Origin of the sequence: Akkermansia sp. BCRC 18949 (assembly GCF_045011645.1) — a bacterium.
Taxonomy (GTDB): Bacteria; Verrucomicrobiota; Verrucomicrobiia; order Verrucomicrobiales; family Akkermansiaceae; genus Akkermansia; species Akkermansia massiliensis.
Genome location: NZ_CP123619.1, coordinates 2117477 through 2143369 on the forward strand (window position 1 = coordinate 2117477; position 25893 = coordinate 2143369).

A 25893-nucleotide genomic window follows, 5' to 3' on the forward strand; every position below is an offset into this window, starting at 1 on the left:
AGTCAAGTATGTAGGTCCCAAAAATTGAATAAAAAAAGCATAAGGGGCGAAAAGAAATAGGCATAGGAGAAATTGTAACACTGACACTAACACGCAAAGGAGGCAAGCCATTGAATAAGAATACGAAGGTTACCTGGACTAAGAAGGGAAAAGGAGCAACGTTAAATGGACGCGGAACCACTGCAACCTTGATGGCTGACTTGATCATGGAAAATAATAATGTTACCGTCAAAGCAGAAGCTGAGGATTTTCCTCCGGCAGAAATTACTTTTAACCTTAAAAAACCTACTCGTTTAACAGGAAAAAAAGGAGAAGAATACAGCAATCAATCAAATATTGGGTTCGGCATTACTGGGTACATCATCATTACTGTATATCCAACGTCCGTTAGCTTTTCCAACTGTGGCATTATAGAGAAAGATGGGGGTACCGTCCTTGACCCAAAAGAACCTCCGCCATTTAAACTTAACGACCATGATCCCGGCAATAAGGGAGATCCTCCTAATTTGCGCAATGAATTAGATGACCACGTAACTTTGGTTATGTTATTTAACACCATTGCCAAATTAAACGGAACGTGCAAATGGACATGGTTATGCAATTATGAAGCAACTCAAATTAAGAAGCGTATTGAACAAATCCAACAGACATTTACCGTCACACGGACAAATGATCCTAAATTCCCGAAACAGAAAAACTGTTCCGGAACCGTTACAAAATTCAAAGTCCCTTTTTCGGTAAAGGCTATAGAACAAATATTATAAATTTTTATATAAAATGATAAATCTATTAATCTCAATTGGAATCTTCATTTTTTCCATCTATCCTACTATGGCAAAAATACAATTATTTGATGCCAGCCTCGTCAAACCTGATTCTCTTGAGGTTTTAAAAAACGCTCAGACATCAGCATCAACATTAAAAAAACTTCTTGATAAAGGTCAATCAGAAGAATTTTTCAAGGAAGCAGCCATGGAGCTCGAACGCATCAGGAAGTCTACAGCAGAAAATGAATTTCCAAGTGAAGAAATTCGTAACAATATCCCTTGGATTTTTTATTTTATCGCCAATACACCTCTTCTTACCATAGATTCAGCCGATCAGGCAAGGCGCACTATAAACAGCCGCGACGCAGATCTTTATCTTAAGGAGGAAGCCCTGGAAATGCTCGCCATTTCCACTTATCGCGACCTTTTTCCCGATGATAAAGCATCAAGAGAATTGATGGCATCCTACGGAGCTGCCATTATGCGTGACTTCCTCAACGGCACTAAATCAAAATCCTACTCGGACGAACCGGTATTCGTTTCTGATAAAGAAGCAAAAGCCATGCTGAAGAAAAACATTGAAATCATGGAAAACGCATTTTCTAAAATTGCTCAAATCCAAAAAAAAGGAACAGGACCGGAAACAGAAAAAAAGATAAATGACGTCTCTAAAGACATGAACAAACGGATTCATGACAACGACCAGCAATTCAAGGATTACACCGTTGTAAGCAACACGCAAACTTCCCGAAACCTTCTGCTAAAGAACATTATTGAACGCTCGGAGAAGAATTTCATGATTCTTCTTACTAATTTATTTCCCGGCAAAAAAACAGAGATTCGTAAATATATCAAGATGGCAGGATATTCCGACCAAGAGATTCATCAATTTATCGATCGCACCTTGAAAAAAGATTGAAAGGCCAAATTGCTTGATAGAACACTTGGCACTCGAAACTAAAATCAATCCGGAGTTAGTGTCAAATTACTTGCCTTAATCAATTCATTACAAAAGCTTTCGTTTTTTCGGATGGGCCACCATTGAGAATGGCGGGTATTCTCTCCGTTTTTACCTGCTGTTCCCTGCAACGCACAACGCAACAAGCCAAGCATGGTTTCTCTTCTTCCACTCAGCCATCATGATGGAGAAATTGCGGGCATGTCTTGTGAAAAGTACAAAATGTACCCTTGAATGTAGCTCGACCCAGAAGATCAGATGATGCATTAGGGGAATGCAATAAATAAAAATCCTTGCATTTTCAATACTTACGCAAGGTATTGGAAGGATTTAGGTGGCGTCCCCGGCAGGAATCGAACCTGCATCTAGTCTTTAGGAGAGACCCGTTCTATCCATTGAACTACGGGGACCGGACATTGTCCGTGCAGGACAATAAACGGGAAGGTTTCCCCGCTCAAGCAAAAAGCAGGGCAATTACTCCATGAACCTTGATTTTGAAGCATTTTTTTCCTAGAACCGTTTTCGTGAGTTTTTTCCCAACTGCTTGTTTTCTCTCTGTTCTCTGCGTTTCCCTGACCGGATACGGCCATTGTCATGACAGCCTGCCGGACGCAAGGCCGGCCATACGCGCCATGTACCGGCCCGCCCCAACCCCGGATCAAACAGGATTGGGCCCGGAGGAGGTAAAGTATTACCCTCTCCGCCTTTACTGGGAATGGGAACGGTATACTCCCCGGGTCCTGTCTCTGCTTTTGCCGGAAGCGGCCCGGAATTATGAAATGGCCGCTGTGGATTGCCCTTCCTGAGAGCCGGAACGCGCAGTCGCCCTCATAGGAAACGAACTCCACTGGGCGGTAGCGGCAGAAGGCAACAAAACAGATTATTTTATCAACAGCGCTCCCCTGTGGAAGAGCTGGTGGGCCTCCCTTCTTGAAAAATATCTTTCGGATTATTTTCCGGAAGAAACATTCCCTGCATGGCTACACCCCTCTGCCGCTCTGCTGAATGCATGGAAGGATCAAAAAATCCGCCGTCTGCATTGGCAGGAGTACAGCAGGAATTACGTTCGCCGCGGCGTTGCCATCCTGCCGCATGCTCTGGCGCAGGAACTCAAAACCACCTGGAAGAAGTGCATGGAAACCGCCGTGCTGGACATTCCTGCGGAGATGTTCGGGTGCTGTGACCAAGGATATTCCTTTTACTCCGCGGCTCCCGGCCTGATTGCCACGGAATTGCATTATTACCGCGGCCTTTTACCCCTGAAACGCCAGATGTTCCACATTTTCCATCTTCTTGTTGACGCGGCGAGCATGGATAATTTTACGCCTGAGACCCAGCTCATGATTCATGAGTTATGCGCCGACACCCGCAGAATTGCTGAGGAAATGAAGAAAGTTCCCCCGCGCGGTTTTTACTGGCGAGAGTTGGACGCAAAATTTTATTCTTCCTGTCCTGACTCGGCAAATAACTTTTGAGAAGGGAAAAAGCCCTCTTTGCGCCAGGGCAAGTCTGCTGAAGCATTCCTTCGGAAAGAGTGTATGACGCTGCCTCTTTCCACAAATCCGGTCTGGAAGGATCTGTTCCCCAATGCTCCGGAACACGCCACGGCCTGGATGAAAATTTATTCGGACGGCCAGTGCGGGGGCGCCTATATCCACCAGGGATTTCTCCACACAGCCACCACGTATCTGGGACGGCATTCCCGCTTTCTGTACGATTTCAGCCGGATGGACCATCCGCCCGCCATGACGCCCTATGATTTGTGGTGGAACGGGGAAGAAATGAGAGTCCGGCGTTCCTTTTTGAAACTGGAACCTGCTGCGGAACAGGAATTGAAGACTTATCTCCATTTGCTTTCCCGCTTCCGGGGCGGCAAGAATCATCACGGAGCCTTCTCTGGCATGCTGTTCAGTACGGACCTGGGCTGCAAAGACCTGATTCTGCAAGCTCTGAAAGAAGAATTCATGGAAGATGAGGATTCCTGTCCCCCTATTCAGTCATCCGTGCTGGACCACGTTTATTCGTTCTGGACTTCGGGAGACGTCAATTATCTTCAGGAAGGCTCCGGCCAATTGAATCAGCTCCGGAAAAACAGGGAGGAATTGGAACGGTATATGGAAAAACATCCTCCGGAACAATAAATCCGCCCTTCCGGAAGCGGAACGGAGCGCACAAAAGCCTTGAGCCGGGGACGGAAGAGCCGTAGCGTTAAAGGTACCGTCACCGCATCCCCGCCATGCTCAATTTCGTTTACGATAACAAGACCACGCTCATTTTCGGAAAAGGAACCCAGCATGAAGCGGGCGCCCTTCTCAAGCCGTTCGGCAAAAAAGTCCTCCTCCACTACGGAGGCGGCAGCATCAGGCGTTCCGGCCTTTACGACGCCGTCACGGCTTCCCTGAAAGCCGCCGGCGTGGAGTATGAGGAATTGGGCGGCGTTCAGCCGAACCCCACGCTTCCCCTGGTGTATGAGGGCATCCGCCTCTGCCGGGAACACGGCCTGGGCCTCGTGCTGGCTGTGGGAGGCGGCAGCGTGATTGATTCCGCCAAGGCGATTGCGCTGGGCGTTCCCCATGAAGGGGACGTATGGGACCTGTATCTTTCCAAACAACAGCCGCAGGCGGACCCGCTGCCCGTCGCCACCGTGCTGACCATTCCCGCCGCAGGCAGCGAGAGCAGCCCGAACACGGTCATCACCAATGAAGAAACCAGGCGGAAGCTGGGGTACGGTTCTCCCAAATTGCGCCCCGTGTTCAGCATCATTAACCCGGAATTGTTTTTCACGCTCCCGCACCACCAGATGGCCAACGGCGTCAGCGACATGATGAGCCACATTTTTGAGCGCTATTTCACCAGAACCCTGCATACGGATCTTTCCGACGGCCTTTGCGAAACCACCCTGCGCACCATCATGAGAAACGCCCGCATCCTGAACGGGAACCTGCACGATTACGACGCCTGGGCGGAGATTGCGTTTTCCGGCAACCTCGCCCATAACAACCTGCTGGGCGTGGGCCGTGAACAGGACTGGGGCTGCCACGCCATGGAGCACGAACTGAGCGCCCTGTATCACGTGGACCACGGCGCGGGCCTGGCCGTCGTCACCCCGGCATGGATGAAGTATGTTTCCCCCAAACACCAAGGAATGTTCGCGCAGTTCGCCGTGAAGGTGATGGGCGTGGAGGGTTCCTTCCGGGAGCCGGATGCCCTCATCCGGGAAGGCATTTCCCGTCTGGAACGTTTTTACCTGGAATTGGGGCTTCCGACGACCATGGAAGAGTTGAACATCAAGTCCGGGGATTTTCCCCTGATGGCGGAACAGGCCATCAGCGTGCGCGGACCCATCGGGGGGCTGGAAAAACTGGACGCCCGGGACGTCCAGGCCATTTACCGCCTGGCATGCGAAGGCCCGCTGCCCGATTGACGGCATCCCTGTTTCTTCCTCCCTCCTGCATTCCGGGACGGCCAGCCATGCAGGCCGTCTTTCCCTCCCGCAGAGACATGAACATGCATGCGGTTCGACTCCCTTATCCGGCAGAGCTGATTCCGGGACGAGGGGACGGCAGTGGAATATAAATATACCCAGGCAGTCCCTTTCCCTGGGAAGAAGAGAAGACGGCGGTTGCATATCCTCCGGAGGGGAACCTGAGGAAGCCGCCCTGAAAGCTCAAAAAGGACGCCGCGGCAGACGATCCGCACCGGAATACAGGCCGGAACGTAAAAGAAGTCCGGTTTGCTCGTTGAAAGTCAATCCTTCCAACGCTTCTGGCCATTGAACGGCATTAAGACAATCTCCCGCATGTTGTAACCTACTTGTAACTTGCCAAATATTTTACATGGAAGTAGTCTGGTTGAATGAACAGAATCTTTTCCCTGCTTTTTCTGGCGGGAGGCTTGCTGGCTTCCGGAATGCCGTGCCCGGCAGCCGCTTCCACTCCACCGCAGCGTCAGGACGGCCCGTCCGCCCATGCCGATGACAAGGGAGGACTTCCGGAAGATTCCACTTCTTCATCCCAAAAAGGCGCCAAGGATGCGGACAAGGCAACTTCCGTTTCCCAGCAGAGGAAGCAGTCCGTGGAGGCTATTGAAAAGCTTTTGGAAAAGAGGTTGTTCAAGAATGCGGCCGAACAGGCTTTAAAACAGCTTGACGAATACGACGACCAGTACAGCGGAGCGGACCTTCTTCTTTATTACCAGGCTTTGACCCGTCTCAATGCCCTGGACGATTCCACGAATCTGGATACCATTCTGCAAGAGCAGATGAAACGCCACGGCGGCAATCCCTATTTCCTGATGGACGCTGCCCATCTGTACCAGAACGCCAGCCATACGTTCAAACTGGTGGACGGCGCCTACATCCGCAGCGCCGAGCCATGGGACGGGGAATATTCCGGGGAAGCAAGGGACCGGGTGGAAGCCCTGCGGTGCCTTTCCAAGGCCATGCAACTGGCGGAGAAGGAAAAGAACATGAAGCTTCTGGGACAACTGCGCTTCATGACGGCTCAGGCGTTGCTGGTGAAAGGCAGCCGCTACAGTTCCCTTTCCCCCTTCCAGGCTTACGCCGCCCTGGGGAACCTCACCAGCCTGAAGGAACTGCCGGGGTACGTCGCCAGGGAGGAAGCCCCCCCGTTCCGGAACGTCGCCACCGTGCCCGTCACGGTCAATGCCAAAACGGGGAAGCCGGAAGTCGTCTTTTACCATGCCTCTTCCTCCTGGGAGACGGCTAAAAACGACGGGGAACGCATGCGCTGGCTGCTGGACGCCGCCATTCAGGCGAACCCGGAACTAGCCAACCAGGTCAACTATTTCACCGCCTCCTGGTGCCACCGGCTGTTCTCCTATTCCAATACGGCTCCGGACCAGGAGTTCGTGTACGGCCCCGGCAACGCGGGCATGGTGGCGGGCATCAACCCGGAGGAATTGAAAACGAACCAGACCGTCGTTAAAACCGACCGGACGGGCAACGGAAAATTCCTGCTCACCACCCTTCCTCCGGATTACGATTTCATCCGGATCGCCGCTGCGGTCCGAGTAACTCCGGAGCCGGATTATTACGTTAACGCCGGCAATCTGGCAGCCAATGAGTTCCTGGCCCGCAACCAGAGGCCCGCTGCCGCGGAGCTTTTAGGCAAAATCCTTCAGACCTGGAACGCACAATCCTGGAATCAAGCGGACAAGGAGGATTTCCTGCACGTTGCGGACAACCTGAAGAAGCGCATTGCCTCCATCACGGAACCCAACGGAATGTTTGATGCGGATAAAAGAACGCTGCTGGCGGGGGAACCGGTGACGGTCGCCTTCTCCTACCGCAACGCCGCCCAGGCCAGCGTGACGGCCCGCTCCGTGGATATGAAGCGGTGGCAGGAGGAACGCATGGACAAGGTGCAGACCTCCAGCACGCTGGGCAACGCGTACAGGAAAAAGTATTCCAGCCTGGGGACCCTCCTTTTCAATCTGCTGCATGAGCCGTCCTACGCCCGCTATCTGGGTGAAGAAATCAAAGGGGAAAAGGTAGCTCTGGCTCCCGGGGAACGGCACCTGAACCGCATCGCCCAGATTCCCGTGCCCACCCGCAAGCCCGGCTGGTACCTGCTTACCGTCACGCTGGATAACGGCTACCGGTTCCACCGCTTCCTCACTCTGTCAGACATGGTATTGGTGCGCCGTTCCGTGCCGGAAGGCAACCTCTGGTTCCTGGCGGATGCCGGAACGGGAATGCCCGTGGAAGGGGGCAGCCTGCGCCTCCTTCGCTACCAGGAGGATAAAACGCTCCAAAAACACCAGGTGAAGGGAACCACGGACAAGAACGGAGCCATGATAGAAACAATCCCTCCCCGCGGTTCCCGCACTCCTTCTTACAACATGTTCCTGGGCATCGCTTCCAAAGGGGACAGCTATGTGCTGGCGGGAGTATCGGATTACGGCTGGGAATCCGGCAATTATCTCATGGATACGGCAAACAAGGCCTCCGACCCCTATTCCTGCTTCTTCCTGGAAAGCCAGCCCGTATACCGCCCCGGACAGACGGCCCGGTTCAAGGGCGTCCTCTTCCGTCCGGACATCGCAAATCCCGGAACGAAGGACTGCGCCGGAAAAAAGCTGACGCTGACCATTACTTCCCCAACCGGGGATGAGAGCGTTTTTCCGCCAAAAACCGTCACGACGGATTCCACCGGCTGTTTTGAACTGGAACTGCTCATTCCTGCGGAAGCTCCGCTGGGCCAGTATGGAGCCAAGCTGAAGCTGCATGATTCCGCGGCCCCGGATTTCCGGCTGTATGCCCCTCTCTTCCGTATGGAAGAGTACAAGAAGCCGGAATTCTCCGTCAGGATGGACGCCCCCTCCAGACCCATCCGCCTGGGCCGGCCCATTCCCGTCTCCATTCAGGCGGACTATTACGCGGGCGGTCCCGTAAGCGAGGGGAAGGCCACCATTACGATCACCCGGACACTGGGAGCGGATGTCTGGACGCCCTACTGGAAATGGAGCTGGCTGTACGACAGGTCTTTCAGTCCGTATTACATTCCCTTTTCTCCGGATGCACCCCTGACCGTCCTGGAAAAGACGGTGCCGCTGGATAAGGACGGAAAAGCGTCCGTGGAGCTTTCCACGGCGCAGGACGCCCGGGATTTCGCATCCCAGAACATCACTTACCGCGTCTCCGCCAGCGTGACGGATGCCTCCCTGCGGGAAGTTTCCGCTTCCGGGCAGGTCATCGCCACCTTCCGCCCGTTCAACATCTTCACCGCCCTGAACCGCGGCTACGCCCCCACTGGAACGCCGGTGCAGGCCTCCATCACTGCGGCCACGGCGGACGGCGCCAAGATTGCTCACGCCAAGGGAACCTCCGTTTTGCAGCATATCCGCGCGGACGGCAGCCGGGAGGCTCTGGAAACCTGGAATATCACCACCGGAAAGGAAGGGGAAGCCACCCTGTCCTTCCAGACCAGGGAATCCGGCCTGTATGCCCTTTCCTCTACCCTGGAGGACGAACACGGCAACAGGGTGGAAGAGTCTTTCCAGTTCCTTTCCTACGGCAAGGGCAAACAGAATCCTTTTAAAATCAATCCCCTTTCCATCACTCCGGACAAGAAGGAATACGCACCGGGAGATACGGCCAAACTGCTCCTCGCCTCTGATTATCCGGACGCCCGCGTCTGGACCTTCCTGCGCAATTCCTGGAAAGACGAGTCCCGCAGCCTGGTCCCTCTGGACCGGCAAACCGCCCTGGTGGAATGCCCCCTGACCCGGGAAGACATGCCCAACATGGGCGTGAACGCCTTCACCGTCAGAAACGGGGAACTTCACACGGCTTCCGCCGAACTGCTGATTCCGCCAGCCAGCCAGATTCTGGCTCCTTCCGTAACACCGGGCAAATCCCAATACCAGCCCGGTGAAGAAGGGCGAGTAACGGTTCAGGTCAAAGGTCCGGACGGCAAACCCGTCAGGAACGGCATCGTTACCCTGGCCGTCTATGACAAGGCTCTGGAATATATCGCACGCCCCAATATTACGGACATCGCCAAGACCGTCTGGGGGAGCCTGAACGAAACCGGCTTTCTCAGCCTGAAAAAAATGACGGCCGCCGGAACGCAGCAGGACCGCGGCCCGGACCAGCCCTACTTCCAATCCCTGCTCTACAGTGACTACGGCTATCTGTTGCGGAGGGAAAAAGGAGCCGTCAACGGCTTTGCTACCGCAGGAGTCAGATCCGGTAATTATGCTATCAGCGGAAAAGCCGCAAGCCGCGTATTGGCTGAAGGAGCGGCAGTCCCCGCCGCCGCACCGGTTCCGGTCATGCAGCAGATGGCTGCGGATGAAGAAAGCGCAGAAAGTGATTCCTTTGCAGCCGGACAGGGAGACGCAGACGTGCAGGAGAACAGTTCCCCGCACATTCAACTGCGCACCAATTTTGCGGACTGCATCAAGTGGTGCGGCACGCTCAGGACGGATGAGGAAGGGAACGTTACCGTTCCTGTGGAGATGCCGGACAACCTGACCACCTGGAAAGCCGCCGCCTGGGCCATCACCCCCGGATTGCAGGTAGGGCAGGCTTCCGCGGAATTCCTGACCACGAAGGACTTCATGGTCAGCATGCAGGCCCCGCGCTTCTTTGTGGAAAAAGACGTAGTGATGCTCAGCGCCCTGGTCCGCAACCGGACGGACAAGGCCGTCCGCGCCCGCGTTTCCATTTCCCTGAAAGACGGTTGCCTGGAACTTCTCCCGGCTGACGCTCCGGCCGTAAAGGGGCTCGCCGCAGATACGGACAATTCCGCCGTGCGGGAAGTGGACGTTCCCGCCCAGGGGCAGGCAGTCGTCAACTGGTGGACCGCCGCCATCAGGGAGGGAACCGCCGCCGTCGCCATGGAGGCGGCGTCCGGCTCCACCGGAGACGCCATGCAGATGAACTTCCCCGTGCTGGTGCACGGCATGAAGCAGCTCCATGCGGGGAGCGCCGTGGTGCTTCCCGGAGAACAGGAGCAGAAACTCTCCATTTCCCTGCCGCAGCAGCGGCGCAGGGAGGAAAGCGAGCTGGTCGTCAAGGTTTCCCCCAGCATCGCCCTCAGCATGGTGGAAGCCCTGCCCTACCTGGCGGAATACCCCTATGGCTGCGTGGAACAGACGCTCAACCGCTTCCTGCCCGCTCTCGTCGTGACGGACGCGCTCAAGCAGCTCGGTCTGAATCCCGGCGCGGCTCTGGAAAGCCACCGCAATCTGAATCCCCAGGCCATCAAGAACAAGGCCTTCCATGACAGCGTCATGAAGAAGCTGGAACGCAACCCCGTTTATGATGAAGCCGCGCTGAAGAAGATGGCCGCCAAGGGAATCTCCTCCCTCCGGGAGAAGCAGCTCTCCAACGGTTCCTGGGGATGGTTCGGAGGAGCCAGCGAGGGAGACCCCGTCATGACGGCCCATGTGGCGCACGGCTTGAAGATTGCTTCAAACACGGTCAATGTCCCGGATGGGATGCTTTCCGGAGCCGTCCGCTGGCTGAAAAACTATCAGAAAAGCCAGGCCGCTCTTCTTGAGAAAGGAGACGAATACCGGAAACTGGAAAAACTGCCGGACGGGCCGAAGAAGAAGGAAGCCATCCGCAAGCTGGGGGATTACCGCCTGACGGCCTCCGCCACGGACACCCTTGTTTATTCCGTTCTGGCGGAATGCGGCGTCAAAAACCTGCCCATGGAACGCTACCTGTTCCGCGACAGGCTGGAACTTCCCGTCATCAGCCAGGTTCAACTGGCGGAAATCCTGCTGGACGCCCACCGCATGGACGACTTCAAGAAGGTAATGCCCATCATTTCCCAGTTCCTCCAGCAGGACGACTCCCTGCAAACCGCATGGCTGCGCCTTCCCAATGAAGGCTACTGGTGGCGGTGGTACGGCAGCGGCGTAGCCACGCAGGCCGCCTACCTGAAACTGATGGCCAAGAGCGACCCCGGCAATCCCGTCACGGCGCGCCTGGCCAAATGGCTGCTCAACAACCGCGCCAACGGTTCCTACTGGGACTCCACCAAGGATACGGCGGATTGTCTGGAAGCCCTGTCCGCCTACCTTCTCCAGACCAGGGAAGGCATGGAGGACATGGAAGCGGAAATCCTTTACGACGGCGTTCCGGTCAAAACGATCGCCAGTACGAAGGAGACCCTGTTCACCTTTGACAACGCCTTCCGCATGAGCGGGAAAGACCTGGCGGACGGCAGCCACGTCATCACCATCCGCAGGAAGAAGGGCAGCGGAAACATTTATGCCAATTCCACCCTCAGCTACTTCTCCCTGGAAGACCCCATTTCCGCCGCGGGGAATGCCGTCACCGTGGAACGCTCCTACTACCGCATCCGGAAGGAAACGGTGAAGGACGACTCCGTGAAGGACACCCAAACGGATGCCGGAGAGCTCGTCTCCCAGGGCAAGGACCTGACCCGCCGCACGCTGTTGAAAGACGGAGACGTCATCGCCAGCGGCGACATCATTGAAGTGGTGATGACCGTGAAAACGAAGAACGACGTGGAATACCTCATGCTCCTGGACCCCAAGCCCGCGGGATGCGAATCACAGGAAACCACCAGCGGCTACGCCTGGATGGGGACCGTATCTGGCTACAAGGAAATAGGGGATGAAGAAATACGCGTCTTCCTTTCCTCCCTGCCCATGGGACAATACCAGATCAGCCACCGCCTGCGCGCGGAACGTCCGGGACGCTTCAGCGCCCTGCCGGCCGTCATTGAGGCCATGTACGCGCCGGAACTCCGCGGCAACAGCAAGGAACACAAAATCGGCATCTCCATGCCTGCCGAATAGAAGCCCGGCCACCCGCAGGGACCCCGATTAAAAACGCCTGCATCAGCGCCCCCGTAAAGGAACAGGACTTCAGCCAGGGTCTTCTTATTCCTGTTCCGCCTCAAATCCTGCCGCATGGAGTTGAGGCGGAAAGCGGGCAATACCGCCACTCCCGCCCCATAGGAGCCGATGCAATTTTGGACGAACGGCAGGTCAATCATTTTCCCGTTAAAATCAAATGAAGACGGAAACCGGACCTGCCCGGCGTCAGGGGGAAAAAACCGGAGAGCCATACCTTCCCAATTCCCCGGATGAGCATGCCCCTCTCCCCGCCTGACCGTTCTCTCCGGGGCTGCGGTTCCGCGCTAAAAACTCTTGCAATCCGTCCGCGGAAGCGGAGAATGCGTTGCCCGCTGCGCAGCGGGCCGTACCATGGAATCCGGAACCCTGAAGGGACACATCGCGATGGGAGCGGCGGCCGTTATCTGGGGCCTCATGTCTCCGGTCAGCAAACTGGTCATGCAGCCGGGGGAAGTCAACTCCGCTTCCCTGGCTACCTTCCGCCTGCTGGGAGCGGCCATCCTGTTCTGGCTGGCCTCCGCCTTCGTGCCCGGGGAAACCATTGCAAGGAAGGACCGGCTGACCCTGTTTTACGCCTCCCTGTTCGGCATCATTTTCAACCAGATGGCCTTCACGGTGGGCGTGGGATTCACCTCTCCGGCGGATGCGGCCATCATCACCACCATTACGCCGGTACTGACCATGATTCTGGCGGCCTTCGTCCTCCGGGAAATGATCACGGGGAAAAAAATCATCGGAGTCTGCGCCAGCGCCATCGGAGCCATTCTGCTGGTTTCCGGCAGCGGAGGGCGTGCGGCGGCCCTGCCGGGAGACAACAACCTGCTGGGGGACATCCTTTGCCTGGCCTCCCAGTGCAGCGTAGCCGTTTACTTCGTCTTCTTTAAAAACCTGATCAGCAGATACTCGCCCGTCACCCTGATGAAATGGATGTTCACCTACGCCGCCATCGCCTGCCTGCCCTTCACCTTCCGGGACGTGGTTTCCATCCGTTATTCCGCACTTCCCATGCAGACGTGGCTGGGCATTGCCTACGTGGTGGCATTCGCTACCTTTGTAAGCTACATCTGCCTGTCCTTCGCACAGCAGCGGCTGAAACCCACCGCGGTCAGCATGTACAACTACTGCCAGCCGGTGATTGCCTCTTCCGTAGCGGTGCTGTGGGGCATGGACCACTTCGGCTGGATGAAAACCCTTTCCGTCCTGCTGGTCTTCACGGGCGTGCTTCTGGTCACCAGAACCGGAAAAAAGACCGCCGTTCAGGAGCCGTAAATAATCGGGAACTTCAGAAAACGGCCTTCTACAGCCACGCAGGAATGAACACACTTGTTTAGGGAGGCGGGGCATCCCCGAAAAACCCACTTGGTGAACTCCCTTCTGGGAAGAAGGTCCTCCCGGTCCCTACGGACGCCGGGCGGAACACAGCAAGAGAAAAATTCCCCTCCACGAAGGGGCGGAAAAGCTCCCGTCCAAAAACCGGAAGCCTTCCTTCCCAGGCAAAAATCCGCGGATACAAAAAAAGGCATCCCTCCCTCAAAGCTAAAACGCCACTAAAGCCCCTGACACTCCGTGATCTCCCATCCCCCTCCCGGCAGCCCTGAAAAAATAGATGGGAAAATACGCCCCGGCAAGGTATAATACGCCCGTAGTCTCCGCCTTTTCCCCTTTCCGGGGAGTCCTGCTTCCCTGCCATGAACCGACTCTTTCTATCCTGGGACAAACCGGCCTGCCGGGCTGTAGCGGAGCGGCTGCTTTCCCTGGGAAACGACTTCCACCGGAATCTGGTGCTGGTCCCCACACGGGAATCCGGCAGGCAATTGAGGGAATACCTTGCCTCCATTTCCAGCGCACAGGCCATCTTCGCCCCCCAGGTTATTCCGGCGGACCAGTTCCCCCGGCTGGAGGAAAAGGAGGAAACGGCTTCCGTCCTGGAAGAACTGGCCGGCTGGCTCCAGGCGCTGGGAACCTCTCCCCACCGTCTTTATCCGCGCCTGTTCCCCCGGCACATGCCGGAGGATTTTTCCAGCATGCTGGAAATGGCGGGCAGCCTGCAAAGCCTTAAACACGCCATGGCGAACCAGGGCATTTCCTGCGGCATGGCCCAGGATTCCTGCGCGGGCCGTGACGAACGCTGGACGGACATGGACAGGTTGTCGGAGTACTGCACGCAACAGTTGAAAGGCTGGCAGCTTGCGGACAGAACCGCCATGGAGGCGGAAGCACCGCCGCATCTGCTCCATTCCCTGCGGGAAACAGGAGGGCACGTCATCCTGGCCTGCGTAGCGGACGTTCCGCGCCCCCTGCGCCAGGCCCTCCAGCATGCGGAACGCAGCGGCGTGCCCGTCCAGATATGGATACACGCGCCGGAAGAGGAAGCCGGTTCCTTTGACTCCTGGGGATGCCCCCTTCCGGAAGTCTGGTCCCAGTGCCCCATCCATATCAGCGACGCCCAGATCAGGATCACGGCCAACCCTGCCCGGCTGGCTGGGGAAACGTGCCGCATGATCGCCCGCACAGCGGAGGGAGCAACGCCGGACGTCGCCCTGGGCGTTTGTGACCCGGACATGAACGTAGCCCTGGATGCCGCCCTGCGGGAATACGGCTGGGGCCTCCACAATCCGGAAGGGAAACCCTTTGCCGGAACCGGCGTCATGGACCTGCTCCGCCACCTGCGGCAGGCGCTGGAAGAAAAGGGCGCGGCCCGGCCCGTCTTCTGCCTGGCGCGTTCCTCCCTGCTCTGCGCCTCCCTGGGAATAGGCAACCAGCAGTACTGCTGCGCCGCGCTGGATAAAATCCAGCAGAAGTTCCTTCCGGAATCGGAAGATTACCTGCTTTCCAGACTGAAGGAATTTTATCCGGGCGCCCTCCCTTCCATCCAGGCCATTCTGGCCTGGCGGAACCGGATGGCGGAACCCGGCACGCTGGGGGAAAGGCTGATGGAATGGTTCCCGGCCCTGGCGAACGCCTACGGTCCGGAAACGGAAGCCATGGAAATGCTCCATTCCTGCCTTTCCGGCCTCATACGCCTTCAGCAACGCTCCACCGCCTTCTCCAGACCGGAGACGGCCCTCCAGCTCCTGATGAAATGCCTTCAGCCGCTGCGCGTCAAAAACAGAAGGAAGGCCCACGCGGCACTGGATTCCCTGGGCTGGATGGAAGTCCACTTCCGCCCGGAGAAACACCTTATTCTGACGGGATTGAACGAGGGGACCGTACCGGAAGGCGGCGTTTCCGACCAGTTCATGCCGGAGGAACTGAGGGAAGCCCTGGGCATCGATTCCTTCAACCGGAAAAAAGCCCGGGACAGCTTCCTGCTGACCGCCCTGCTCCATTCACGGGAACGGGAGGGCAGCCTCACCATCATTCTCTCCCGGACCAGCAGCAAAAACGATCCGCTGACGCCTTCCTCCCTGCTCATGCGCTGCCCGGACGCGGAACTGCCGCACCGCGTGGAACAGCTTTTCCGGGAAATCAGCGATCCGCCCGCACCCCTCCCCTACCAGCGCGGAAGCTGGTACCTTCAGCCCGCAGAAGGCTGGAAGGCCGCCACGGACATCGGCGCGATGGCGCCCGGCTACAAAAACCCGTGGAAGGAAAAAGGGCTGGCCTTTTCCCCCTCCGTCCTCAAAAGGTTCCTGGCGTGCCCCATGCGCTTCTGGATGCGGGAAGCCCTGCACATGAATGAGGAGGAGTTCCTGCCGGACAAGGAGGACATGGCCGTCAACGAACTGGGCACCATGCTGCACGATGTGCTGGAATGCTTCTGCCGGGAACACGCCGTCCTGAAAGACGGCATGGAAGCCGCCGCCCTTCAGGACGCCATCACGGAAATACTGGAACAAACCTTCCGGAAACAATACGGTCCCACGCCCCTCATGCCCCTGCTGCTGCAAAAACGCTCCATGGAGCAGAGGCTTTCCGTTTACGCCGTCCAGCATTTGCAGGACCTTCAGGAAGGCTGGTCCTGCATCGCCTTTGAACACCAGGTGGAAGACTGGTCCCTGGGCGGCTTCCCCATGAAATTCCGCATTGACCGCATCGACCGCCACGCGGACGGCCGCATACGGGTCATTGACTACAAAACGGGAGCAGCCGCATCCTGTGAAAGAAAGCATCTGGAAACGATCGGGCGCCCGGACGCCCTGTCCCTGCTTTCCCCGGCCCTGCGGCCCTACACCAAACGCCAGAAAAACGGAAGGCTGGCGCACGCGCGCTGGAAAGACCTGCAACTGCCCGTTTACGTGCTGTGGGCCGCGGAAGCCTATGGCGGCCACCCTTCGGCGGCGTATTACGCCCTTCCCGCCAATCCGCTGGACATCGGCATCTCCGCCTGGGACACGCTTCACGACCCCATGCCCGGCTATGAGGAATGCGCGCTGGACAGCGCGCGCGCCTGGACAGTGGAGCTGATGAAGCTCCTTCATGAAGGCCGCGGGCTCATCACCGCGGAGGAACTGGGCTGGAACCCTCCCTCCTACGACGTGTTCAAGGACCTGATGGCCTCCCGGCGTGAAAGCCTGCAGGACCTGCTGGGCCTCAACCTCACCCCCCACCTGCCTTTCTGAGATGTTCTCCCTGACCAACATGCTGATCTCCGCATCCGCCGGAACGGGAAAAACCTACCAGCTTTCCCTGCGCTTCCTGGGGCTGCTGGCTCTGAACCACGGCAGCCACCCCGAACGGCTCATCGCCATCACCTTCACCCGGAAGGCGGCAGGGGAATTCAAGGACCGCATCCTGACGGACCTGGCTGCGGGGGCTACGGACGAGGAGGGGGCGCAACGCCTGAAAGAACAGCTCTGGACGGTCATCAAGGGAACGCCGGGGGAACCCGGCATCTGGCCCGGAGCAACGGAGGCATGGAAGGCGGAAAACCTGCACCGGGAGCGTTTCCGGCATCTGCTGCACATCCTGGTGCAGAACCTGGCGCGCCTCAACCTCTGCACCATTGACAGCCTTTTTGCCCAGATTGCCTCCACCAGCACCTTTGAGCTGGGCGTCAGCGGCTTCAGCATGATTGACACCACGGCGGAGAAGCTGGCGCGCCGCGAAGCCCTGCTTTCCCTGTACCGGGAATGCTCCGTGAACAGGGAGCGGAGGCGGGATTTTGAAGACGCCTTCCTCTCCGGAGCGGACTCCGATGCGGAAGCCGCGGATGCGGAGGATTCCATGATGCGGCGTCTCAACACCTACCACGAACTTTTCCTGGACGAACCGGACGCCGGAACATGGGGAAACCCCGTCGCGCTGGGCTTCACGCCGGAAGAACTGGCGCCCCCCGTTCCCCTGGAACAATTTGACGCCGTCCTGCATGCCGTGGCTTTCCAGGCACAGCAGGCGCCCGCTCCGGAAGGGAAAAACGGCTCCAAAAGCAAAGAACTGTTCCTGCGCTTCCTGAACGGTTTCTCCCAATACGCCAGGCTGGGCCGCGTGCGCTTCCGCACGGACGGAGGTTCTTCCTGGAACATCACCGTGGAAGAGGCGCGGGAAAAATTCAAGGACTTCTGGTCCCCTCCGCTGGAAGAACTCATCCAGAGCTGGCTGCGCATGGAGGTCCTGCAGGCGCTGCGCCGCACCCGCGCCACGCACGGACTGATGCTCCTTTTTGAAGGCAAATACTCCTCCCTGGTCCGCAACAAGGGAAGGTTCCTGTTTCACGACGTCACGCGCATGCTGGGCGGGGGAGCCGTCACGCCGGAGCTCAAGAGAGACCTGCAATACCGCATGTACTGCCGCTATGACCATTGGATGCTGGATGAATTCCAGGACACGTCCCAGTCCCAGTGGCGCGTCATCAAGCCTTTTCTGGACGACCTGACGGAATCCAAGGCCGGGAGCGAAGGCAGCATCTTCGTGGTGGGGGACATCAAGCAGAGCGTGTACCAGTGGCGCGGCGGGGATCCGGAGCTTTTCCGCTCCGTTTCCACCCAGCTTCAACTGGAAGAACGCGGCATGTCCACCTCCTACCGTTCCGTCCAGCCCGTGCTGGACCTGGTGAACGACATCTGCGACTACGCCCGGACGGCGCCGGACTGCGAACCCGCCGCCCTGGAACAATGGGGGGAATATCCGGAGCACCGGTGCGCCCCCCATCTGGAAGGCCGGTCCGGCGTCTCCCAAATCTGGCAGACGCCCAAGGCGGAATCCTCCACCGCCAACGACCTGGTGTGCCAGGCGGCAGCCGACATCCTGGAACGTACCGGAGCCCTGCGCCGCGGCCTGGAAACCGCCATTCTGGTCAGCACGAAAAACCAGGCGCTAGCCATCAAGACCTGGCTGACGGACCACGGCGTTCCCGCGGAGGTATGCGACGACGTTCCGGTGGGCGTGGATTCCCCCCTGGGAAAAAACCTGCTGTACTTCTTCCGCTGGCTGCTCATGCCGGGAGACCCCTTTGCCGCAGGCCTGCTCACCCATTCCCCCCTCCGGCCCCTCGTCACTCCGGAACGGCCTGAAGGCATGGACTGGAAGGCCTGGCGCCTCCTGCTGGAACGGGACGGCTACGCCGCCGTCATGGAGGAACTGGAGCGGAGGCTGGCCCGGACGGGAACGGAACTGACCGAATTCCACCGGGACCGCCTGGCCGTCTGGAAGAATGAGGCGGAACAGGTGGACGAGAAAGGCGTTTCCCTGGATGAATGGATCAGGCACATGGAAGACGTGACCCGCCGGGAGGATCCTGCCGGGGGCATCGTCCGGATCATGACCATCCACAAATCCAAGGGCCTGGGATTCGACATCGTCATCCTGCCCCAGATCGGCAGGGACGCCCCCTTTGCGGACGGAAGGCACCTGACCCACTTTGTCAAAAAGAACCGGGAGGGCAGCATAGAAGGAATCGTGCTGGTCCCTTCCAGGCACGTTTACACGAACGTTCCGCAGCTCCAGGAGCTTTACCGGGAATGGCGCGCCCAGCAGCAGTTTGACGGCTTCTGCAAACTGTACGTGGCGCTCACCCGCGCCAAGCGGGCCACGTACGTCATTCTCCCCTACCGGGAAGAAAAAGGTGAAATGACCGCGGATTCCATGTGGAAGGTCGTCCGTTCCGCAGCCCGGTCCTGTGAAAAAGGAACGGAAGACACGCTTCCGGAATCCGGGGCGGAATGCCTCTATTCCTGCGGCCATGGCGGGTGGTACGGAGAATTCACGGAATCCGTACGGGAACAGGCGGAGGAAGACACGCCGGAATGGCCCCTCCAACGACCGATGGTCAGGGAGCGGCTTTCCCCCTCCGGCCTGCCGGCGGCAGAAGACGCGGCCTACGAAGGAAGATATGCCGACGATGCGGAATCCGCCGCATTCGGTTCAGCCGTTCACGCCGTCTTTGAACGGATTACCCGCTGGGATGAATCGGACAAGCCGGAATGGGCTCTTCATCCCGCCACGGAGGCGGAACGCACGGTGGCCGCCTGCATGGAGATTCCCTCCATCCGCGAACTCTTCACCCCTCCCGGAACGGCACGCATCATGAAGGAACAGCGCATTGAAGCCATTGACGGGAACAGTTGGATCTCCGGCGTGATTGACAGGCTGCTCCTTCATGACGGAAGCGCCTGCATCGTGGACTTCAAGACGGACCATGCGAACTCTCCGGAGCAATTGCGGGAACGCCACTCCAACCAGTTGAACGCCTACGCCCGCATCGTGTCCAGAATCACGGGAATACCGCCGGAACGAATCGCGTGCATCATTGTTTCCACCCATTTGAAGGAAACCATCCGCATTTAAAGGAATTTTTTTCCTGAAGGACCGGCAGTTGTCTTTCCCCGCATTTTCCTTGCCGTTCCTCCCTGCGTTCCTATGTTAACGACGGATAATGCCCCTATGGAAAAAACCGTTGCCGCGGCTGGAAAACATGCCGCCCCGAAGGCGCGGAAAGGGAAAGGCCGTTAAATAAAAAAGCCGTCCCGCGCGGACGCGGAACAGCTTTGAATAAAAACGGTTGGAACCTTCCTGGTCAGGCGCGGCGGCGGCGCAGGCACAGAGCGGCCAGGCCCAGCAGGCTCAAAGTAGCCGTAGCAGGTTCCGGAACCTGGGTCAGGGAAAGGTAATTGAGGGCCGTACGGCCAAAATTGCTGGAACCGTCCCCCTGAATCGTGAGAGTAAGCGTCCCGTCTTCCCCCACCACGATGTGCTCCACCGTGGAATAAAGGCCCTTGTTGGCGGAAGGATTGGAGCCGTCTGCGGCATTCCCGGGAGCCAGAACGCCGGAACTGTCGCCCGTCGTCGTGGAAAGCTCGTTCCAATCACCGCTGGCGTTTGTGCCAAAGTTTGTCCAGGTCGCGTTGGAAGCGTCGGCGCCTCCGATCGTCCACGTCTGTCCGGCAAAGACGTCCTTACCCGTGAAACCGCCGAAAAGGGACAAGGTATATTCCCCGGCGGCAAGACCGCTGAAAGTCACGGTAAAAGAACCGGAACCGGTCGCCGTCTGCGTTAAAAGGCCGTCCCGGAAGCTGTCTCCCAGGGAGAAAGGCATGCTGCCGCCAAAAGCGTTCTTCCACCCGTTTTCTTCGCCGGGCGTCTTGGTCGTGGTATGGCCGTCATCCCCCACAGGGTATCCGGCCGTGCTCCATCCCAAAGTGACGTCGCCCGGCATCGTGCCCAGGGCTGCGGAGGAATGGCCGTAATTCATATTGAGGGCTCCGTCTGTCGCGGCGTCATCGCGCCCGAAGTCAATTTGCACAGTCGCCGCCTGCACTGCCAGCAGGGAACTTGAAATCAGAGCCAGAGAAAACAAGGACTTCTTCATGGTGACACAAAGTAAACCGGATCAATAATCCGATGATTGCATAAAATCTTTAATTAATATTAAATCTATTTATATTAAATACATTATATATATTTATATCTTGATATGAATCCCTCAATACATGGAAAACAAAAAAGATATATTATTTAATTTTTAGTGTTTTCCATTGACATCGGATTATTGATCCGCAAGAGCATTCCTGTTCCACCGGCATTCGAGTAAAGAAAAGATGGCCGGAGGGCGGTTTATAAAAACAGCCGGACTTTTACCGCGCCGCCGTTTCCACCGGAATACGGCCGCGCCGGGAAAACAGCTATTCGCCAAAAAAGACGGTCAATGTTCAGGCACAGCCACCCGGATGCTTTCAATTCCCAGATAACGGGCAATGGAACGGTTGATAAATTCATCCGGGTCTCCGCTGCTCATGCGCCACATCACGGAAACATAGGGAGCCAGAGGCACGGGCTCATAAGGAGGGACCGCAATGTTTCTCTCTCCCTTTTCCAGTTCATGGCGGATGAACATTTTCCGTTCCTCGCACTGGCGGTGGATGCGCGGGAAGGCATCCAGATACCCGGAGCATACCCACAGGGCCAGCCCGGCCGCCGCAAGCAGCACGCAGGAAGGAATCCAACGCCTCTGCGCGGCGTCCATCCATACCCCGTACAGTCCCAGGATGCCCGTCATCATCAGCACCGTAGCGGAAAACATGGCATGCCAAGCGGGAATCACGCGCACAAAAAAGCTGATTGCCATGGCATGGGCCACCAGAATGAACAGAAGAGAAACGCACATGCGGCGGAGAGAAGCCCCCTTCCAAGTCTTCCAACCTCTTCTCCACGTCAGCAGGATCAGGGCCACGGCGACGGCTGCCAGCAGGATTTTAGGAAGCGGCATGAACTCGTAAAAAGCATTCATCAGTTCCGGAATGGCGCCGAAACGCTCCGCCCAGGAGTGAAGGACGGCGGCGCCACCCGCCGTCTCCGAATGAAGACGCACGCCGTTTCCCGGAGCCAGCAGAAGACAGGCGCCACCCAGGGCATGAAAACCCCAGCCGACGAAGAACCAGCGGGGAAGAACCAGGCTCTTCCAGCGCGCATACAGCCAGTACAGGAACAGCATGCCCAGGGAAGCGGGAATCTGGTTCTCATTGGTCATCCCGGCGGCAAAAGCCGCCACGCCTATCCAGAGCCAGGAAAAGGGCCTGTCCTTAATCCGGGAGGTCCCGGCCCATAAGCCGCGGTACAGGCACAGGAAGCCCAGCCAGACGGCGGCTGACCACGCATAGTTTGTCCCTCCGGACAGCCAGAACATCGTGATGCCCGGCCTGGATGAAGACGTGAGCAGAAGAAGGGCGCCCACGGAAAACAGCAGAACATCCCGCCAGTGCCCGGAATTCACCCTCCTTCCCCGCGCCAGGTAAAACATCATCAGGGCCAGGGAAAGAATCACGAAGGGATTGACGGCCAGGAAAAGCCACTTCCCCGCCGTGGCCGTAAAGACAGCCAGGAATTCCCCCAGGCGGGGATTCCAGTTCATGTACGACCACCAGCACCGTTCCAGCACGGGCTGGAAGGCAAGACGGTGGCCAGCCCCGAATACGGAATGCATGAAGCTGTCCCCGGTGAAGGGGGTCCACCAGGTGAGCAGCATGGCGTACACGAGAAGCGCCAGCACCACCGCCCGGAACAGGAAACGCGCCGCCAGTGACTGCTTCATGGAATCAAGCCGTATCAAGGGTCGCCGCCCGCGTTTAATCCGTCACGGCCTTGAATACCGGGGTGGGCAGCTTGTCCGGCTTCTTGCCAAAGAAATCCCCCACGTCCTTGAATGTCACGAACAGGAAGAAGCCCATCAGCAGGAAGACGAAGCCGAACTGCACGAATTCCAGCACTTTCACGTTCAGGGGGCGGCGGAAAACCAGCTCAATGGTGTTCATCACCACGTGGCCGCCGTCCACCACAGGAAGAGGCAGGATGTTCAGGATAGCCAGGTTCACGTTCAGCACCACGGAGAACCACAGGGCCAGCTTCCAGCCTTCCTCCAGGGAGAACATCTTGTAAAACTGGTTGGCAATTCCCACAGGGCCGGAGAGGTGCTCCACGCCCACGCTGCTGCCGGGGGCCGCCACCTTCGCCAGGGTATCTCCCATCCATTTCAAACTCTGCTTGATCTGCGCCCACGGAGTAGGATGCACGGTTACGTCACGGCCCACGGAGCTGAGGTCCCAGGTTACGCCCAGAATGGGCTGGGCGCCCTTGAGCAGGGAGCCGTTCGCGCCGTTGTGCCAGTTCTCCGGCAGCCTGCCCTGGATGTTCACCTGCCTCGCGGCGCCATCCTTGCCCGTCACGTCCAGCAGAAGCGGTTCATTCTTCTTCAACAGCCCATCCAGCGCCGCAGGGCTCCAGATGCGTTCCCCGTTGGCAGCCGTCACCACGTCGCCCGGCTTCAATCCGGCCTGGTCGGCAGGAGAATTGGGAAGCACTTCCCCGATGACGCAGGGCATCGCCTGCATCAGCCCTACCTGGCGCATGCCGGAGCGCTGCCACCAGGACGTTTCCGGAATCCGGAACCCGCAGGAAATTTCCATCTCTCCTTCATGCCCAGGCCTCTGCACCGTAAAAACTACCTGGTCATGCTCACCCAGCATAATCAGTTCCCGGACGCCTTCCATATTGCCCGCCCACTTGTCCACCGGGCGGCCGTCCACCTTCACAATCCTGTCGCCGGGCAGAATGCCGGACTGGGCCGCAGGGCTGTCCGGAGCAACAAAGCCGACCGTAGTCACCCCCATCTCCACATCAGGCTTGCCCACCATCCAGACGGCCACGGCAAAAAACACGGCCAGCAGGAAAGAGGCGATGGGGCCGGCGGCGGCCACGATGATCTTGTCCAAGGGGGTAACGGGCTTCAAATCCTTGGGAAGCTCTGCTCTCCCTTCAATAGCCTCCATCGGAGCCATCTGCGGCAGGGAAACGAAGCCGCCGGCCGGAATCCAGCCCACCCCCCATTGCACGCCGTTGACGGTCTTTTTCCAGATGGGGCGTCCAAACCAGATTTGGAACCTGTCCACGTACAGGCCGCGCCAGCGGGCGGCGAAAAAGTGACCCAGTTCATGAATGAAAATCATGAAGTTAAACAACATCACCACACCGAAGATAATGGCAATGGTGGTAAGAACGGAAAGAATGCTATCCATGGTAGTGCTTTGTGGGTCAGGCTATCATGACGCCTCCCGGCGGACAAGCTTCAAGGATGTCCTAATGACAGAGGGAACATTTAAATTCTGGACATGCGGCAGAAAACACCATAACAACGAAAGATGATTGTCTCCAAGTTTCTCATGACGGGCATTCCGGCAGCCGCATTGATAGCCTGTACGCCCTTTCTTCACGCCGCGCCTCAGGAAGAAGCGGACATCCCCTCCATGACCCGGACCTGGACGAACAAGGAAACGGGCGCCACCTTCCAGGCCAGGCTGGCCGGCTTGAACAGCGTCAACGCGATCATGCAGAACGTCTTCACGAAAAAGAAAATCCCCTTTCCCCTCAAAAAACTTTCCAGGGAGGACCTGGACTGGATTGACTTCCACAAGGAGCTGGTCGGCAAGACGGATGCGGAGCTGGCTAAAATGGTCATCCCGAAAGGAGTCCTGGGTAAACAGCTGAAAGGGCTGACCTACCGGGAAAAGGACGGCAAGTTCGTCAAAATGGACGGCAAATGGAACGCCAGGTATTTTATCCTGTATTATTCCGCGAGCTGGTGCGGCCCGTGCAGGGCCTCCCTTCCGCGCAACCTGGAGGTGTACCGGGATAAAATCGCTCCCCGCAAGGATCTGGAAGTAGTCCTGTGCAGCATGGACCATGCGCTGGAAGGCGCCCAGAAATGGGCCGTTTCCAATAAGATGCCGTGGCCGGTCTTCCTGTTCGGCTACCTGGACAACCTTTCCAAGGAAAGCCCCCTGATCCGCAAGAATTATCCCGGTCCCATCCCCTCCCTGGTGCTGGTGGACGCCAACGGGAACAAAATCGCTTCCGGCAGCATGGATGGACTGGTGCGGAAGGTGGAGGAGCTGGCCAGCGCGGAAAAGGAAAAGGAGGCAACGGCCGAATCCGAATAAACGAATCCTCCCCTGGCGGGATTTCACGTTTTTTTTCCGCACCCGGACATGAAGACGCAAAACAGCCCCGGAAGGCTAACCTCCGGGGCTGTTTGTTAATGTTTACTGAACAGATGGACTCTGCTGCGTCTTAGGCGCGGAGAGCGGCACCATCCTTGGCTTCAATGGCTTTCTTCGCTTGGGCGAAGATGGCGTCAAAAGCCTTTTCGTCGGAGACGGCCAGGTCGGCAAGGACCTTGCGGTCCAGATCGACGTTGGCGGCTTTCAGGCCTTCCATAAAGCGGGAATAGGTCAGACCGCGGTCGCGGACGGCAGCGGAAATACGGGCGATCCAGAGACGGCGGAATTGTCCCTTGCGTCTCTTGCGGTCGCGGTATTCATACTGCCAAGCCTTGTAAACAGCATCCTTGGCATAGCGGAAGAGTTTGCTGCGGAAACCGCGGAAACCCTTGGCACGCAAGAGAATGCGCTTACGGCGCTTGCGAGAGGCCGGTCCATTAGTGGCACGTGGCATAGCTTATTTCTATTTCTATCTTGAACAGACTGTTCTTCCTCACCTCCCTGCAGTCTCGCCTGTTCTTATCTTCTCATTGGAAGAAGGCTGCATGAAGGCCCCCCGTTCAGCGGGGGGAAAGCTCGGCGTTGGTCGAGCGTTTCCGCGGTTTAGGCGAAAGGCAGGTTCTGCTTGACTGCCCAGACTTGCGTTTCGTCCACCAGAGCCACCTTGCCAAGCTGACGCTTGCGCTTGCTGGATTTCTTCTGGAGGATGTGGCGCTTACCCTGTTTACGGCGCAGTACCTTGCCCGTGCCGGTAACCTTGAAACGCTTGGCGACTGCCTTGCGAGTTTTATTGATACCACCTTTGCGGGTCATGGTGGAAAGAGTATAGGCGCCAATCCGCTCTTGGCAAGTGGAAAATGACCCCGAAACATTTTTCCGG

15 protein-coding genes and 1 tRNA gene are annotated in these 25893 nt (G+C 57.6%); 10 read left to right on the forward strand and 6 right to left on the reverse strand.

What is annotated here, in order from left to right; all coding sequences use genetic code 11:
- The first annotated feature begins 110 nt into the window (after positions 1-110).
- Both P8A25_RS08875 and P8A25_RS08880 read left to right on the forward strand, forming a co-directional pair.
- On the forward strand, positions 111-764 hold the full coding sequence (locus tag P8A25_RS08875) for a hypothetical protein (protein WP_215442240.1): 654 nt from the start codon (positions 111-113) through the stop codon (positions 762-764).
- 67 nt (positions 765-831) lie between these two features.
- Positions 832-1686 (forward strand): hypothetical protein, encoded by an 855-nt coding sequence (locus P8A25_RS08880; protein ID WP_215442239.1) that lies wholly within the window; start codon positions 832-834, stop codon positions 1684-1686.
- Between the two features lie 374 nt (positions 1687-2060).
- Here the strand turns inward: P8A25_RS08880 and P8A25_RS08885 are convergent.
- A tRNA-Arg gene (locus P8A25_RS08885) sits at positions 2061-2135 on the reverse strand.
- A 723-nt stretch (positions 2136-2858) separates the two neighbouring features.
- Between P8A25_RS08885 and P8A25_RS08890 the strand changes: the two genes are divergently transcribed.
- The 7 genes from P8A25_RS08890 (at position 2859) to P8A25_RS08920 (ending at position 19812) form a co-directional block, all read left to right on the forward strand.
- Positions 2859-3200: a hypothetical protein gene (locus P8A25_RS08890; RefSeq protein WP_215442238.1), complete on the forward strand. Its 342-nt coding sequence runs from the start codon at positions 2859-2861 to the stop codon at positions 3198-3200.
- A 63-nt stretch (positions 3201-3263) separates the two neighbouring features.
- Positions 3264-3866 carry a hypothetical protein gene (locus P8A25_RS08895; RefSeq protein ID WP_215442237.1) on the forward strand — a complete coding sequence of 201 codons (603 nt, stop codon included), beginning with the start codon at positions 3264-3266 and terminating at the stop codon, positions 3864-3866.
- A 95-nt stretch (positions 3867-3961) separates the two neighbouring features.
- Complete coding sequence (locus tag P8A25_RS08900; protein ID WP_215442236.1) at positions 3962-5149, forward strand: iron-containing alcohol dehydrogenase; 1188 nt, start codon at positions 3962-3964, stop codon at positions 5147-5149.
- A gap of 431 nt (positions 5150-5580) precedes the next feature.
- Positions 5581-12027, forward strand: coding sequence for an alpha-2-macroglobulin family protein (locus P8A25_RS08905; protein WP_215442235.1), 6447 nt, complete (start codon positions 5581-5583; stop codon positions 12025-12027).
- 411 nt (positions 12028-12438) lie between these two features.
- Positions 12439-13356 carry a DMT family transporter gene (locus P8A25_RS08910; protein WP_215442234.1) on the forward strand — a complete coding sequence of 306 codons (918 nt, stop codon included), beginning with the start codon at positions 12439-12441 and terminating at the stop codon, positions 13354-13356.
- A 419-nt stretch (positions 13357-13775) separates the two neighbouring features.
- Entirely contained in the window at positions 13776-16649 is a 2874-nt protein-coding gene (locus P8A25_RS08915; RefSeq protein ID WP_215442233.1) for a PD-(D/E)XK nuclease family protein, read from the forward strand.
- 19 nt (positions 16650-16668) lie between these two features.
- On the forward strand, positions 16669-19812 hold the full coding sequence (locus P8A25_RS08920) for a UvrD-helicase domain-containing protein (protein ID WP_404838662.1): 3144 nt from the start codon (positions 16669-16671) through the stop codon (positions 19810-19812).
- 229 nt (positions 19813-20041) lie between these two features.
- Here P8A25_RS08920 and P8A25_RS08925 read toward each other — a convergent pair whose 3' ends face one another.
- From P8A25_RS08925 to rseP, 3 genes are all read right to left on the reverse strand, one after another.
- Positions 20042-20833: a PEP-CTERM sorting domain-containing protein gene (locus P8A25_RS08925; RefSeq protein WP_102728251.1), complete on the reverse strand. Its 792-nt coding sequence runs from the start codon at positions 20831-20833 to the stop codon at positions 20042-20044.
- 333 nt (positions 20834-21166) lie between these two features.
- Positions 21167-22552, reverse strand: coding sequence for a DUF6056 family protein (locus P8A25_RS08930; protein WP_146018144.1), 1386 nt, complete (start codon positions 22550-22552; stop codon positions 21167-21169).
- A gap of 34 nt (positions 22553-22586) precedes the next feature.
- Positions 22587-24032, reverse strand: coding sequence for an RIP metalloprotease RseP (rseP, locus tag P8A25_RS08935; RefSeq protein WP_022396604.1), 1446 nt, complete (start codon positions 24030-24032; stop codon positions 22587-22589).
- Between the two features lie 123 nt (positions 24033-24155).
- Here rseP and P8A25_RS08940 point away from each other — a divergent pair, with 123 nt between their 5' ends.
- Positions 24156-24953, forward strand: coding sequence for a thioredoxin-like domain-containing protein (locus P8A25_RS08940; RefSeq protein ID WP_022396603.1), 798 nt, complete (start codon positions 24156-24158; stop codon positions 24951-24953).
- Positions 24954-25083: 130 nt separating this feature from the next.
- On the opposite strand, the gene rplT is transcribed toward P8A25_RS08940, so the two are convergent.
- Both rplT and rpmI read right to left on the reverse strand, forming a co-directional pair.
- On the reverse strand, positions 25084-25467 hold the full coding sequence (gene rplT / locus P8A25_RS08945; protein ID WP_022396602.1) for a 50S ribosomal protein L20: 384 nt from the start codon (positions 25465-25467) through the stop codon (positions 25084-25086).
- Between the two features lie 149 nt (positions 25468-25616).
- Positions 25617-25826 carry a 50S ribosomal protein L35 gene (gene rpmI, locus P8A25_RS08950; protein ID WP_012420592.1) on the reverse strand — a complete coding sequence of 70 codons (210 nt, stop codon included), beginning with the start codon at positions 25824-25826 and terminating at the stop codon, positions 25617-25619.
- Between the last annotated feature and the right edge of the window lie 67 nt (positions 25827-25893).

Bases quoted from the DNA above. Each gene is read 5' to 3' on its own strand.
- P8A25_RS08880 (WP_215442239.1), top strand. From the start codon at position 832: ATGGCAAAAATACAATTATTTGATGCCAGCCTCGTCAAACCTGATTCT.
- P8A25_RS08890 (WP_215442238.1), top strand. From the start codon at position 2,859: ATGGAAACCGCCGTGCTGGACATTCCTGCGGAGATGTTCGGGTGCTGT.
- P8A25_RS08895 (WP_215442237.1), top strand. From the start codon at position 3,264: ATGACGCTGCCTCTTTCCACAAATCCGGTCTGGAAGGATCTGTTCCCC.
- P8A25_RS08900 (WP_215442236.1), top strand. From the start codon at position 3,962: ATGCTCAATTTCGTTTACGATAACAAGACCACGCTCATTTTCGGAAAA.
- P8A25_RS08905 (WP_215442235.1), top strand. From the start codon at position 5,581: ATGAACAGAATCTTTTCCCTGCTTTTTCTGGCGGGAGGCTTGCTGGCT.
- P8A25_RS08910 (WP_215442234.1), top strand. From the start codon at position 12,439: ATGGAATCCGGAACCCTGAAGGGACACATCGCGATGGGAGCGGCGGCC.
- P8A25_RS08915 (WP_215442233.1), top strand. From the start codon at position 13,776: ATGAACCGACTCTTTCTATCCTGGGACAAACCGGCCTGCCGGGCTGTA.
- P8A25_RS08920 (WP_404838662.1), top strand. From the start codon at position 16,669: ATGCTGATCTCCGCATCCGCCGGAACGGGAAAAACCTACCAGCTTTCC.
- P8A25_RS08925 (WP_102728251.1), bottom strand. From the start codon at position 20,833: ATGAAGAAGTCCTTGTTTTCTCTGGCTCTGATTTCAAGTTCCCTGCTG.
- P8A25_RS08930 (WP_146018144.1), bottom strand. From the start codon at position 22,552: ATGAAGCAGTCACTGGCGGCGCGTTTCCTGTTCCGGGCGGTGGTGCTG.
- rseP (WP_022396604.1), bottom strand. From the start codon at position 24,032: ATGGATAGCATTCTTTCCGTTCTTACCACCATTGCCATTATCTTCGGT.
- P8A25_RS08940 (WP_022396603.1), top strand. From the start codon at position 24,156: ATGATTGTCTCCAAGTTTCTCATGACGGGCATTCCGGCAGCCGCATTG.
- rplT (WP_022396602.1), bottom strand. From the start codon at position 25,467: ATGCCACGTGCCACTAATGGACCGGCCTCTCGCAAGCGCCGTAAGCGC.
- rpmI (WP_012420592.1), bottom strand. From the start codon at position 25,826: ATGACCCGCAAAGGTGGTATCAATAAAACTCGCAAGGCAGTCGCCAAG.